Genomic DNA, 12,622 nt, shown 5'->3' on the forward strand with positions numbered 1-12,622 from the left:
GGGGAGAGGTTGGGGTGGGGGCTGGCGGTTATTTCCCGACCTGCCCGACCGGAGTTACTGTGAAGGACGGAGCCATGACCACGACCACCACCAAGCGCCCGCTGCCTGCCGCCGTCACGCTGACGCCGGCCGCCGAGCAGCGTGTTGCGGACCTGATGGCCAAGGCGCCTGAGGGCACGATGGGCGTCAAGCTCTCCACGCCGCGCCGGGGCTGCTCGGGGCTGGCCTATTCCGTTGACTATGTGAGCGAAGTCGCGCCGTTCGATGAGCGGATCGAGACGCCCGGCGGCCTGTTCTTCATCGATGCCGCCTCGGTGCTCTACCTCATCGGCTCGACCATGGACTGGGTGGAAGACGATTTCACCGCCGGCTTCGTGTTCAACAATCCCAACGCCAAGGGCGCCTGCGGCTGCGGCGAAAGCTTCACCGTCTGAAGGCGGGCAGTTCTCCTCTCGTCATTCCCGCGCACGCGGGAATCCAGGGGCGCAATCGCAGTTCCGCGGGGTTCTGGATTCCCGCGTTCGCGGGAATGACCGGAACAGGGGGGCTCGGTTTGGCCAGCCTACGTTCGGCAGCAGTCGAGCCTCAGAACCCCACCGACCAACGCAGAGCCATGCCCAGCTCGTCGGGTATGGCCGCGATGTTGCCGCCCTGCTCGCGCAGGAAGAGGTTGGCGCCGAGCCAGCCGGGGCCGATGCCGCGCCCATAGCTCAGCTCATAATCGCGCTGGCGGCCGCGCGGCACGAGGTTGAGCGGCACGCGCGCGTCGGTCGCCATTTGCTGCTCCCAGTCCCAGGTCTGCGGTACGATCAGCATGAAGCGGCTGGCGATGACACGCGGCGGCTGGGAGATGCGCAGACCCAGCAGATCGCCGGGCGCGAAGAGATCGCCACGGGCCAGATCGGCCGACCAGCTTTGGCTGACCAGCGATCCGCCTTCGCGCAAGGCTCCGCCGGCCGCGGCGCGGGTCCAGCCGCGCTGCCAGTTGGCCGAGAGGCGGACGGCGCCCGGCAGGTCGGCGCGCGCACCCAACCGCGCAAACAGGCTACGCGCCGACTGTGCACCGAAATTGGCGGAGAAGCGGGCGCCGAGCAGCGTGGCCTGCTCGTCCAGCATCGTCGTCCCGGCAGTGAGGCCGATCGCCCCGCGCTGATAGTCGAGCGAGAGCGACGCCGCATGATAGGGCGTGGCGCGCCACTGCTCGGTATCCGCGAGAGCGGCACGTTGCATATCGCCCCGCTCGAACCCGCCGATGACGGTCAGCGCCGGTGACAGCTGCTGCGAGACGGTGACGGCAGCGTGCGCCTGCCGGTCGGCATGATCGGCATCGAAGCCATGATCCGCCATCAGGAAGCTGGGGCCGGCACGGTCGGCGAGGCGCTGTTCCAACGCGGCGATGCCCGTCCGCAAGCCAAACAACACGCGCGCGTGGGGCGCGATCTGCGCGCTCAGCGTGCCGGAGAGCAGCCGGGTGCGGGCCTCGTCCGACTGCCGGAACGCGAAGGGATCGCGCGTGGTGGTCGCCTCAACTGTCGGGCGGAGATTGAGCGACAGGCTAAGCGCCGGCGTCCCGAGGTTGAGATGGCGCTGGGCGGTGTCGAGCGCAGCGGCGAACTCACGGCGCGGTGCAGGGCGGGCGAAGCGCGGGGTCAGGTCCACGCGATAGGCACGCTGATAATCGTCCAGCGCAACCGCATCCAGCGCGGCAGGCGTGGCGTCGCCCATCGGTGCGGACAGTATGCTGGTCGAAAGGGGTGAGAGCGCGATCTGTGTGCCAGCCATGCTGAGCGCCCCGACCGGCTGGAAGGCCTTGGCGATATCCAGGATACCCACGCCATAGCGCGCATCCGCGCCCGGCGCGCCGACATCGCGCGCGCTGTTCTTGAGCAGCGCAACGATCTGCGCGCTGGTGAGATTGGGGAAGGCATCCGCCAGCAGCGCAGCGGCGCCGGCCACCTGCGGCGCGGCAAACGATGTGCCGGAGTAGAGATAGTCGGTGCCGGTGTGATCGAAGGACAGGACGCGACTGCCGAGCGCGGCGATGCTCACGCTCTCGAAGCCGGCAACACCGGCCGAGAAGCTGCTCACCGTATCATTGCTGTTTACCGATGGCGCGATGATCACGAGGCCGTTGCTATAGGCCGGGTTGGCAAAGGATTGCGCCAGCTCGTCCGGCGCGGCCATCATGGGCTGGCCGTCCTCGTTATTGCCGGCGGAAATGACAATGATGATGCCGGCCTGGGTGGCGCGCTTCACCGCCTGCAGCAGATAATTGGGAGCCGCGCCGCCCCCGAGCGAGACGTTGATGATCCGTGCGCCATTGATCCTGGCATGGTCGATGGCGTTGGCAATGGCCGTGGTGCTGTGCTTGCAGCCATCGGCATCGCAGTCGGACTGGTCGTCGGTCCGCAACGCCATCACGGTCGCGCCCCAAGCCATGCCCATCACGCGCCGGTTGTTGCGTCCGGCGGCCAGCACCGCCGAGACCGCCGTGCCATGGCCCTCCACATCCGTGTAGCTGCTATTGCCGGCAAAGTCCGCGGAGGCGGCGCTAATCCGGCCGGTGAACTCGCCGGTCGGATCCGACAGGCCGCTGTCCACCACGCCGACCGTCACACCCGCGCCGCTGGCGCCCGCCTGATAGGCAGTGATCGCGCCATGATAAGGCAGGCCGGAGGAATTGCGGTATTCGCTGGTGTCGTAATTGACCGTGCTGGGGGTCGGCGCGGGCGTGGGTGCCGGGGTCGGAGTCGGTGTCGGTGTGGGAGCCGGTGCGGGTGTGGGCGTCGAGTTAAGCGCGCCACCGCCACCCCCACAGCCGGCCAGCGTCAGCAGCGCCACTACCGAGCCAAAAGCGATCACATGCCGCATGATTGCAGGTTCCCCGTCCGCGCAACGATGCGCGCTGCGACACTAGCGTCGCCTGGTTAACGAGCTGTTCCGCAAAAACAGGGGCTGCGAGGGCGCGGTTGCCAGCCTGTCCAATCAGGCGACGAGATGATCCAGGCGTGGATTGCGCTCGATCAATTTCTGCAGATGCGCGGGCCGGTAGATCAGGCGCGAGAGAGAGAATCGAGGAGAGCGACGCATGGCCCATTTCCCCAACACGTTCGGTTTCACCGGTACACTTCGCCCGCTCCGTTTGCAGGGCGACATTCACGACGTCGAAATCGAGGGGGAAGTCCCCGCCGATCTGGATGGCGCCTTCCACCGCGTCCACCCGGACAATCAGTTCGCGCCCAAATTCGAGGACGACCAGTTCTTCAATGGCGACGGCATGGTCAGCATGTTCCGGGTCAAGGATGGCAAGGTCGATTTCCGCCAGCGTTATGCGCAGACCGACAAATGGAAGCTGGAGAACAAGGCCGGCAAGTCGCTGTTCGGCATGTACCGCAATCACCTGACCGACGACCCGAGCGTCGAGGGGCAGATTCGCGGCACCGCCAATACCAATGTGCTGGTCCATGCCGGCAAGCTCTACGCCATGAAGGAGGACAGCCCTTGCCTGCTCATGGACCCGAACACGCTGGAGACCCATGGCTACACCGACTTCGGCGGTCGGATCGACAGCAAGACCTTTTGCGCCCATCCGAAGATCGACCCGGCCACCGGCAATATGTGCGCCTTCTCTTACATGTCCAAAGGGCCGATGACCCATGACATGAGCTATATGGAAATCTCGCCAACCGGTGAGTTGCTGTTCGAGATTCCCTTCCAGAACAAATATCTGTGCATGATGCATGATTTCGGCGTGACGGAAGATTATGCGGTCTTCTCGGTCATGCCGCTGCTCACCAGCATGGAGCGGCTGGAAAAGCGCCTACCCTATTTCGGGTTCGATACCACCCAGCCGGTCTGGCTTGCCGTGCTGCCGCGCCAGGCGGGTGCCACGGCGGCCGACATGCGCTGGTTCAAGGCGCCGTCCAACTGCTTCGTGGGGCATGTGATGAACGCCTTCAACGAGGGCACGCGGATCTACTTCGATCATCCGGTGGCGGCCAACAACAGCTTCCCCTTCTTCCCCGATATCCACGGCGCGCCGTTCGATCCCATTGCGGGACTGGGCTATCTCAGCCGCTGGAGCGTCGACATGGCGTCCAACAGTGACGAGTTCGAGAGCATCGAGAAGCTGACCAACCTCGCCGACGAGTTTCCGCGCATCGACGATCGCTATGCGACGCAAGCCTATCGCCATGGCTGGATGCTCGTGATGGATCGCGAGAAACCCTATGAAGGTCCGGGCGGGCCGTTCGTCGGCATGATCAACAGCCTGGCTCATATCGATCTGGCGACCGGGAGCACCAAGAGCTGGTGGCCCGGGCCGCAATGCGGCATCCAGGAGCCCTGCTTCGTTCCGAAATCAGCGGATGCGCCGGAAGGCGAGGGCTATGTCATCGCGCTGGTCGACAATCACGTGACCAATTATTCGGAGCTGTGCTTCTTCGATGCCCAGCATGTCGACGAGGGACCGATCGCCCGGGCTAAGCTGCCGGTGCGTATCCGGCAGGGGTTGCACGGTAATTGGTCGACTGGGGCGCAGCTGGCGGGCATTTGAGGGCGAGGTTGCACTCCCTCTAAAGGCCGCCATCCCAACATCCCGTTCGTGTCGAGCAAAGTCGAGACACGCCCAGCGCTGCGCTTTGGTGTCTCGACTTCGCTCGACACGAACGGAGGGGTGGTTTCTGGCGCGCATTAGGGCGGGAGATTTTTAGCCTCCCGCCCCTTCCCATCAGAACGAGACCTTCACCGTTGCCCCCCAGGTGCGGGGGTCGCCGGGCAGGCCGGCGATCAGGCCGGTATTGCCGGGGCCGACGAACAGCTGCTCGTAATAATTCTCGTTAAAGGCATTTCGCACCCATCCGAAGATGTCGAGGCCGGCATCCGTCCGGAAGCCCAGCCGGACGTTCGACAGGCTGTAGCCATCGATCCAGGTATAGGCCGAGGGCGAGGCGTTGGACGAGAAGTTGGAACGATAGCTGCCGTCGTAGCCGAGATACACCTCGCCGGTCTGGCCCAGCAGCGTTGCCGGCACATTGCCTTCCGCGCCGAAGGAGAGCGCCCATTTGGAGACGCCCGGCAGGCGCTGGCCGGAGATGTCGCAATTTGCCGGGCTCAAGCCCCCGGGCGTGCCCGGCGCGCTCGGCGCATTGCTCCCGGCCGCCGTGCCGCCAGAAAGCTCCGGCGGGCAGGGCGCGTCGACGAAGCGCCGATAGGTCGCGTCCGTGTAGGCGCCATTCACATAGGCATTGAAGCGCTGGCTCGGGCGCACCGAGAAGTCGACCTCCACGCCTTGCGAGCGGACCTTGTCGGCATTGGCGAGGTAACCGCGCAGCACCCCGAACTGGCCGTTGTTCACCGTGGCCTGATAGTCCTTGATGTCCGTGCGGAAGGCCGAGAGGTTGAGCGTCGCGCGGCGATCCCAGAACTGCGCCTTGATGCCGGCCTCGAAATGCTGGACCTGCTCGGGCCGGATCTGCCCGGCGGCGAGGATCGGATTGCCGGCGGCATCGGTGGGCAGGCCGTTCTGGTTGATGCCGACCGTCTTGAAGGTCTTGGCATAGGTCGCATAGGTCAGAATGTCCGGGGCCACGCGGTAGCTCACTGTGAGGTCGTAGCTGAAGTTCCAGTCGCTGGCCTCCGGCGCGCTGAGCTGCGGGGTAAAGACACCGAGCTGCGCCGCACGCACCGCGCCCGTGTCCGTCGCGAGGATTTCCACGCCCTGCCCATCGAAGACGCGGCGCTGGTAGAAGCCTTCCTTCTTGTCATAGTTGAGGCGCAGGCCCGGCTGGATGGTCAGCGCGTCGGTGGCCTTCCAGGCCAGCTGGCCGAACAGCGCCAGGCTGGTGCTCTTGAGATATTGCGAGTTGCGCGCGGTCAGCCCGTTGAGCACAGCCGGCTGGTTGGCCAGCGCACTGGTCGGGTTCAGCGTCCAGCGGCTGGATGCCGAACCATGCTGCTCGGTCCCCTGCGTGTCGATCCGCTGGTTGAAGGCAAAGGCGCCGAGGACGAAATCGAACTGCTTGCCGCTGTAATTGTAGCGCAACTCCTGCGTATACTGGTCCTGCTGGGAGGGGTTCTGCGAGAGCGTGACGACCGGCAATCCGGTGAAATCGCGGTCGTTCTCGGGCTTCCAGTTCCAGCTGCGCCAGGCCGTCACGGAGGTGAGCGTGCCGGGGCCGACATCCCACTTCAGCCGCAGGGCGACGCCGCCGATGACGTTACCGGCATTGAGGCTGGCATCCAGATCGGTCAGGCGGTCGAACCCGTTGAGGCTGGGCGGGGCGTAGTTCTGCGCGGCAGCCAGCGCCGCGAACTGGCGATTGAGCGGGCGCTGCGTGGCGCCGGTGCGCACGAACACGGAGCCGCAGCAGATGGCATCCTGCTTGCTGTAATCGCCGACCAGGGTGGCGCTGAAGGTATCGGTGGGCTTCCAGAGCAACTGCCCGCGCAGGCCGATATTGTCCTGGCTCTGAATCCAGCGGTCGGTCGTGACATTATAGATCGTGCCACGCCGGCTGGTGCTGGAGACGGCGATGCGCGCGGCCAGCGTGTCCGAGAGAGGGCCGGAAATGGCGGCCTTAGCCTGCTTGAAGTTCAGGTTGCCGACGCTGACCTCCGCCTTGCCTTCAAAGTCGAAAGTCGGCTGGTTGGTGGTGATATTGATCGCCCCGGCTGTGGTGTTCTTGCCGTAAAGCGTGCCCTGCGGCCCGCGCAGCACTTCAATCTGCGCAACGTCGAGAAAGTCGAAGGTGGCCGAGGCGACGCGCGAATAATAGACGTCATCGACATAGATGCCGACCCCCTGCTCGAAGCCGTCGCTGGTGAGGCCGAAGGGCACGCCGATGCCGCGGATGTTCACGGCCGTGTTGCGCGGGTTGGACGAATAGAATTGCAGCGTGGGCGCAAGCTGCTGGAGACGGCCGACATTGAAGGCCCCGGTGCTGTCGAGCTGGGCGCCGCCGACGACGGAGACGGCAATCGGGATTTCCTGCGAGGTTTCGGAGCGCCGGCGCGCCGTCACCACGATCTCCTGCGGGGCGCTGCGGTCTTCATGCGCTACGGCCGTGCTGCGGGAGCCGGTAGCCGGCGCTGCGCCCGCGGTTTCGTCCGCTTGCGCGGTACCATGAAAGAGAAGAGCTGCGGCGAGCGCGCTCAGCGAAAGAAGCGGTCTGTTGACCATGGTGAAATCCCCTTGTTTGGAAAAGGGATGCCTCCAGTGGTCCGGTCAGCATCATGCTATGGGTCTGTTATCGGTTCGGGCGGCCAGGCGGCCCGACGGAATGGGTCAGGCGGTCAGCCTGGTCTTCTCGGTCACCTCGATCTGGACGAGGCGGCCTTCGTGCACAGTCAGATGCACGGCGCCGAATTTGAGGCGGTCCAAATGCTGCCGAATCAGAGAGAGCGCGCTGCCATGGGGATCATCCCCGCTCTGCGCAGCGGAATGGGGCGTGGGTGTGGACATCGGCCGTTCCTCCTGTTTTGCCGGGTCGGAGGCGCTAACTTAACTTAATCGATTATATTGACAATAGGATTGCGATGAACATTTGCTTTTCCGCGAGGAACAGCAGCTTCCTCCTGCGCCGCCCAATCTCCGCTAAGGTCGGCGCGCAGGCATGAGCCCTTGCACCGACCGGCGCGCGAAGACCCAGCGCCCGTCTTCGCGCACCAGATCGTCCTCATAGGCGGCCATGAGCATGGGCGTGGGCCGGTTCCGCTCATCCGGCACGACGTAGAGGGACATGGACGTCGCCTTCGCGCTGTCCGAGCCGGTGAAGGTCACGACCTCGTTGAAGAACAGGTGATAATTCGGCTCGGCGAAGCCCATGGCATTGCCGGCGAAGACCTTGCGCATCATCTCGCCGGCAGCCGGCCCCCGCGCTTCTGCGCGACCGCCGGCGGCATAGACGCCATCCTTACCGAACAGTCGCCCGAACCCCGCGAAGTCGCGCGCGTCGAGCGTGCTGCCATAAGCGACGAGCAGCGCGTGGATGGCGGCGCGATCGGCGGTCTCGTTGCGCTGGGCGCTGGCCGGAAGAGTCGCGCCGGCGAGCAGCGCGATCGCGGCGATGGAGCGCAGCGCGATCATTGCGCGGCCTGACGCGCGCGGACGACCTTCATCCATTCCTCGGCTGTGGGCATCACCGGATAATCGACGCGGCGCCGGATTTTCCATTCGCCATTCTCGCGGATGAATTCGTCCTCATAGCGGCCCGCGAGCGCCGGCACCGGCTCGCCATTCGGGCCACGCCAGATGAGCAGGTGGCGCGAGTGCGCGGTCGCCCGGTTGCCGTCGATGTCGATCTGGATATTGGACGTGAGGTGATAGTTCTCGTTGTTCACGAAGCCCGCGGGCGGCGTGCCATAGAGGTTGACGAGCAACTGCCGGATTGCCGCGCGCCCCTTGTGGACGGCCTTGCCGTTCGCCCATTCGCCATCAGTGGCAAACAGATTCGCATAGGTGGTATAGTCGCGGGCATCCTGCGTGGCGGCATAATCGACGATGATACGCCGGATCGCCAGCTCATCCTCCACCCGCTGCAGCCGTTGCTCGACGGTGAGCGGCGCTTTTGGCGTCTCCGCGAGGCTCGCCCCGCTCAGTCCGACCATGGCCAGCAGGCCTGCAGCTATAATTGCATCACGCATCGCACTCTCCCTCCGTTCTATGCGCCCTTGCCGGGCATCATCGAGCGGAGGCTAATGGCCGAAGATGGAAATTTGAATGGATGCGCTGTCCTCAAGGCTGACGGCGATTGCTTAGCATGGTAGCGATTGCCAATCGCACGATCGTGTCAGGAGGGAGAGGAGAGGGACTATGGACTATCGCTATCTGGGACGCAGCGCCCTCAAGGTCTCGCCGCTTTGCCTTGGGACCATGATGTTCGGCGGCGCGACGGACGAGCCGACCGCCACGCGGATCATCCACAAGGCGCGGGATCAAGGCATCAATTTTCTCGACACCGCCGATGGCTATAATGGCGGCCAGTCGGAGGAAGTGGTGGGCCGGGCGATCCGCGACCATCGGCATCATTGGGTCGTCGCCACCAAATTCGGCCATGCCTTCGGGAAGGGGCCGAATGAGGGCGGGCAATCGCGCAAATGGATCGTGCAGGATGTCGAGGCGAGCCTCAAGCGGCTGGGCACCGACTATATCGACCTCCTTTATTTCCATAAGGCCGATCCTCATGCGCCCTTCGAGGAAGGGTTGCGGGCGATTGACGATCTAATCGCGCAGGGGAAGCTGCGTTATTATGGCGTGTCGAACTTTCGCGGCTGGCGCATTGCCGAGATCTGCCGCGCGGCGGACGCCATCGGCATGGATCGGCCGATCGCCAGTCAGCCGCTCTATAATATGGTCGATCGCCTCGTTGAGGTGGAGCAGATGCCCGCCGCCGGCCATTATGGCCTGGGCGTGGTGCCCTACAGCCCGTTGGCCCGGGGCGTGCTGAGCGGCAAATATGCCGGTGACGGGCCGCCGCCGGCCGATTCCCGCGCTGCGCGGGGCGACATCCGTCTCAAGCAGACCGAGTGGCGCACCGAATCGCTGGCCATTGCCGAGGCGGTGAATGCCCATGCTGCCGCCAAGGGGGTCAGCACCGTCGCCTTCGCGCTGGCTTGGGTGCTGCGCAACCGCTTCGTCAGCGCCGCGATTGCCGGCCCGCGTACCGAGGCGCAGTGGGATGCCTATCTCGATGCGCTGAGCGTACCGATGGGCCCCGAGGACGAGGCCTTTGCCGACGGACTGGTGGCCCCCGGTTATGCCTCCACCCATGGCTATACCGATCCGGCCTATCCCATCGAGGGCCGGCAGGTGCGGGACTGAGCATGGCCGCTGCGGCGGATATCTACGCGGCCCCGGCGGTATCGGTCGATGCGCTGCATGATCGGCTCTATCGCGGCGATATCGTCCGCTTCAGGACGCTTCCGGCGATGCGCGCGCTGGCGGATCATGCGCGCGCCTTCGTGGAGCAGCACCTCGCGCCCCACGATCCGGAGCGCATTCACGCGGCGCTGGACAGGGTGGCGCTGGCGGAAACGCTCGACGCCGTACAGCGCGCCTTCTCCAATGACGCGCAAGCCAAGAACTTATGGCGCGCGCTGTTCGAGGCGGTGGGGTTGCAGGCCGACGACGTGGCGCGGGACCGGCTGCTGCTGCGCTTCCAGCCGCCCGTGCCGGCGGATAACCAGCCGCACAACGCGCGCAGTACCGCGACGGTCGGCTTTCATCGCGATAGTTGGGGCACCAATCTGGCGGCGCAGATCAACTGGTGGGCGCCGGTCTGGCCGATCACAAGCGGGCGCACCTTCGCGTTTCTGCCCGAATTGTTCGACCGGCCGATCCCCAATGACAGCGCCGATTTCGATCTCGCCGAAGCGATGGCTCGGCGCCGCACCGGCAGTGCCTCGGCCGATCGCGGTCGCATGGCGCCGCGCCCGCTCGTCCCCATCGATGCCGCCCAGGGCACGCCGGTGCTGATCGCGCCGGGCGAGATCATCGCCTTTTCGGCGCAGCACGCTCATGTCGGGGTGGAGAACCGGACCGGGCTGACGCGCATCTCGTTGGAGACGCGCACTGTTCGGATCAGCGATCATCTGGCAGGGCGCGGCGCGCCGAATGTCGATGGTCGCGCCCGCTGGATTGCCTATGCGCTGTTCCGGCGGCTCAGCGATGGCAGACCGCTGGCCGATGTGCTGGGCGTCAGCCCGTTGATGCCCTTTGGCGAGGGGCCGACCGTTTCCGGAATCTAGAGCCCGAGCACGGCCTTCACCGGCTCCACCTCATAACCCAGCGCCTCCGCGACGGCGGGGCAGGTGACCTTGCCGGCATGGACATTGAGGCCATTGGCCAGATGCGGGTCGCGGGCAAGCGCGGCGCGCCAGCCGAGATCGGCGATGCTGAGCGCATGGGGCAGGGTGACGTTGTTCAGCGCATAAGTGCTCGTGCGCGCCACGGCGCCGGGCATGTTGGCGACGCAATAATGCACGATGCCATCCACGATGAAGGTCGGCTCGGCATGAGTGGTGGGCCGGCTGGTCTCGAAACAGCCGCCCTGATCGATCGCGACATCGACAAGCACCGCGCCGCTCTTCATGGACGAGAGCATGTCGCGTGAGACCAGCTTCGGCGCAGTGGCACCGGGTACCAGCACCGCGCCGATCACCAGATCCGCATCGACAAGGCTTTCCGCAAGCGCCGCGCGGCCCGAGAAGCGGGTCTTCGCGCACCCCTCGAAGTGGGTGCCGAGGCGCTCCAGAACATCCGGATTGCGGTCGAGAATCGTCACGTCGGCGCCCAATCCTGTGGCCATCTGCGCGGCATTGAAGCCGACCACGCCGCCCCCGAGAATGACCACCTTCGCCGGCAGGACGCCCGGCACGCCGCCGAGCAGAACGCCGCGCCCGCCATGCGCCTTCTCGAGCGCGGTCGCGCCGGCCTGTATGCTCATCCGCCCCGCTACCTGGCTCATCGGTTTGAGCAAGGGCAGCGTGCCGTGGGGCCCGGTCACCGTTTCATAGGCGATGGCCGTCACGCCGGAGCGAACCAGATCGGCCGTCTGGGCGACATCAGGGGCGAGATGGAGATAGGTGTAGAGAATCTGCCCGGGCCGAAGCATCGCGCGCTCCTCGGGCTGCGGCTCCTTGACCTTGACGATCATCTCGCACTGCTCGAACACCGTCCGCGCATCGGGCTGGATGATCGCCCCGGCGGCGCGATAATCCTCATCGCTGCTGCCGATGCCTAGACCCGCGGCCTGTTCGACCCAGACTTCATGGCCGTGCGCCACCAGTTCCCGCACGCTCTCCGGGGTGAGGCCGACACGATATTCGTGGTTCTTGATTTCCCTGACTGTCCCGATGCGCATCGAATTTCTCCTGTCTTCTGCACATAGGAGAGGATGTGTTGGAGACAATGAGGCTGCGGGCCGCGCGGGGGCGACGATGCGCCGCCCGGATCTCAGGTGCCCCGCGCGTAGGCCCGCATGAAGATGTGCGTGAAGCGGAGTGCATAGACGTCAATCTCGGCGTCGTTCAGTCGCTCGAATCCCCAGATCGCCCGCATGTGCTGGCCGATGCACAGGCCCATCAGAGCTTCCACCATGACTGCGGGGTCTTCCTCGATCAGCGCGCCGCTGGCGATCTGCCGGGCAAAGAAAGCCTGCAATGCGCCTTGGACAGGCTGCGCGGCCCGCTCATGGAAAATCTTGCCGACCTCGGGAAAGCGCCCACTCTCCGCAACGACCAGCCGCCAGGTGGCCTGCCCATCGGGTGACGTGATCTTGCGCAGGAAGGCGCGACAGAAGGCGATAAGCGTGCACTCAAGATCGGCCTTCGTTGCCAGCACATCTTGAATCTCGGCGCGAAACTGCAGGCTGACTTCCTCAACGACTGCGGCGAACAGGTCTTCCTTGGATCGAAAATAGCCCCACAACGTCGCTTTGGAGCCGCCGAGCGTCTTGAGCAGGCCGGACATCGACGTGCCGGCATAACCATGCTCCAGAAATGAGGTGCGCGCAGCGTCGACAATGGCCTGCCGGCGGTCCTGCTTGCGGCTTTCGCGGCGCGTGACGGGGAGTGTTTCGGTATCCTGCTCCATAACCGTACTATACAGTACAGTTTTCTGTTG

The 12,622-nt window shown here is 65.3% G+C and carries 11 protein-coding genes; 4 read left to right on the top strand and 7 right to left on the bottom strand.

Annotated elements, in window-relative coordinates:
- The first annotated feature begins 74 nt into the window (after positions 1–74).
- Complete coding sequence (locus tag M2335_RS02590) at positions 75–434, top strand: HesB/IscA family protein (RefSeq protein ID WP_181558414.1); 360 nt, start codon at positions 75–77, stop codon at positions 432–434.
- Positions 435–585: 151 nt separating this feature from the next.
- On the opposite strand, the gene M2335_RS02595 is transcribed toward M2335_RS02590, so the two are convergent.
- Complete coding sequence (locus tag M2335_RS02595) at positions 586–2,871, bottom strand: S8 family serine peptidase (protein WP_264593667.1); 2,286 nt, start codon at positions 2,869–2,871, stop codon at positions 586–588.
- A gap of 217 nt (positions 2,872–3,088) precedes the next feature.
- Here M2335_RS02595 and M2335_RS02600 point away from each other — a divergent pair, with 217 nt between their 5' ends.
- Entirely contained in the window at positions 3,089–4,555 is a 1,467-nt protein-coding gene (locus M2335_RS02600; protein WP_264593668.1) for a carotenoid oxygenase family protein, read from the top strand.
- A gap of 174 nt (positions 4,556–4,729) precedes the next feature.
- On the opposite strand, the gene M2335_RS02605 is transcribed toward M2335_RS02600, so the two are convergent.
- The 4 genes from M2335_RS02605 to M2335_RS02620 all read right to left on the bottom strand — a co-directional run bounded on the left by M2335_RS02605 (position 4,730) and on the right by M2335_RS02620 (position 8,643).
- The gene (locus M2335_RS02605) at positions 4,730–7,180 is read right to left on the bottom strand and encodes a TonB-dependent receptor (RefSeq protein ID WP_264593669.1); all 2,451 of its coding nucleotides are present in this window, start codon (positions 7,178–7,180) and stop codon (positions 4,730–4,732) included.
- Between the two features lie 105 nt (positions 7,181–7,285).
- The gene (locus M2335_RS02610; protein WP_264571822.1) at positions 7,286–7,462 is read right to left on the bottom strand and encodes a YezD family protein; all 177 of its coding nucleotides are present in this window, start codon (positions 7,460–7,462) and stop codon (positions 7,286–7,288) included.
- Between the two features lie 132 nt (positions 7,463–7,594).
- Positions 7,595–8,086, bottom strand: a complete 492-nt coding sequence (locus M2335_RS02615; protein ID WP_264593670.1) for a nuclear transport factor 2 family protein — start codon at positions 8,084–8,086, stop codon at positions 7,595–7,597.
- Positions 8,083–8,643, bottom strand: coding sequence for a nuclear transport factor 2 family protein (locus M2335_RS02620; RefSeq protein WP_264593671.1), 561 nt, complete (start codon positions 8,641–8,643; stop codon positions 8,083–8,085). The genes M2335_RS02615 and M2335_RS02620 overlap by 4 nt, the downstream gene beginning before the upstream one ends.
- 169 nt (positions 8,644–8,812) lie before the next feature.
- On the opposite strand from M2335_RS02620, the gene M2335_RS02625 reads away from it, so the two are divergent.
- The gene (locus M2335_RS02625) at positions 8,813–9,820 is read left to right on the top strand and encodes an aldo/keto reductase (RefSeq protein WP_264593672.1); all 1,008 of its coding nucleotides are present in this window, start codon (positions 8,813–8,815) and stop codon (positions 9,818–9,820) included.
- Positions 9,821–9,822: 2 nt separating this feature from the next.
- Positions 9,823–10,746, top strand: a complete 924-nt coding sequence (locus M2335_RS02630) for a hypothetical protein (protein ID WP_264593673.1) — start codon at positions 9,823–9,825, stop codon at positions 10,744–10,746.
- Here M2335_RS02630 and ald read toward each other — a convergent pair.
- Together ald and M2335_RS02640 are read right to left on the bottom strand one after the other, a co-directional pair.
- A complete protein-coding gene (gene ald, locus M2335_RS02635) occupies positions 10,743–11,861 on the bottom strand; it encodes an alanine dehydrogenase (protein ID WP_264593674.1) in 1,119 nt (372 codons plus the stop codon). The genes M2335_RS02630 and ald overlap by 4 nt on opposite strands.
- Before the next feature lie 92 nt (positions 11,862–11,953).
- Positions 11,954–12,592, bottom strand: a complete 639-nt coding sequence (locus tag M2335_RS02640; protein WP_264593675.1) for a TetR/AcrR family transcriptional regulator — start codon at positions 12,590–12,592, stop codon at positions 11,954–11,956.
- Between the last annotated feature and the right edge of the window lie 30 nt (positions 12,593–12,622).

Origin of the sequence: Sphingobium sp. B12D2B, assembly GCF_025961775.1 — a bacterium.
Taxonomy (GTDB): Bacteria; Pseudomonadota; Alphaproteobacteria; order Sphingomonadales; family Sphingomonadaceae; genus Sphingobium.

Excerpts from the sequence above, each read along its gene's own strand:
- M2335_RS02590 (WP_181558414.1), top strand. The coding sequence starts at position 75 with ATGACCACGACCACCACCAAGCGCCCGCTGCCTGCCGCCGTCACGCTG.
- M2335_RS02595 (WP_264593667.1), bottom strand. The coding sequence starts at position 2,871 with ATGCGGCATGTGATCGCTTTTGGCTCGGTAGTGGCGCTGCTGACGCTG.
- M2335_RS02600 (WP_264593668.1), top strand. The coding sequence starts at position 3,089 with ATGGCCCATTTCCCCAACACGTTCGGTTTCACCGGTACACTTCGCCCG.
- M2335_RS02605 (WP_264593669.1), bottom strand. The coding sequence starts at position 7,180 with ATGGTCAACAGACCGCTTCTTTCGCTGAGCGCGCTCGCCGCAGCTCTT.
- M2335_RS02610 (WP_264571822.1), bottom strand. The coding sequence starts at position 7,462 with ATGTCCACACCCACGCCCCATTCCGCTGCGCAGAGCGGGGATGATCCC.
- M2335_RS02615 (WP_264593670.1), bottom strand. The coding sequence starts at position 8,086 with ATGATCGCGCTGCGCTCCATCGCCGCGATCGCGCTGCTCGCCGGCGCG.
- M2335_RS02620 (WP_264593671.1), bottom strand. The coding sequence starts at position 8,643 with ATGCGTGATGCAATTATAGCTGCAGGCCTGCTGGCCATGGTCGGACTG.
- M2335_RS02625 (WP_264593672.1), top strand. The coding sequence starts at position 8,813 with ATGGACTATCGCTATCTGGGACGCAGCGCCCTCAAGGTCTCGCCGCTT.
- M2335_RS02630 (WP_264593673.1), top strand. The coding sequence starts at position 9,823 with ATGGCCGCTGCGGCGGATATCTACGCGGCCCCGGCGGTATCGGTCGAT.
- ald (WP_264593674.1), bottom strand. The coding sequence starts at position 11,861 with ATGCGCATCGGGACAGTCAGGGAAATCAAGAACCACGAATATCGTGTC.
- M2335_RS02640 (WP_264593675.1), bottom strand. The coding sequence starts at position 12,592 with ATGGAGCAGGATACCGAAACACTCCCCGTCACGCGCCGCGAAAGCCGC.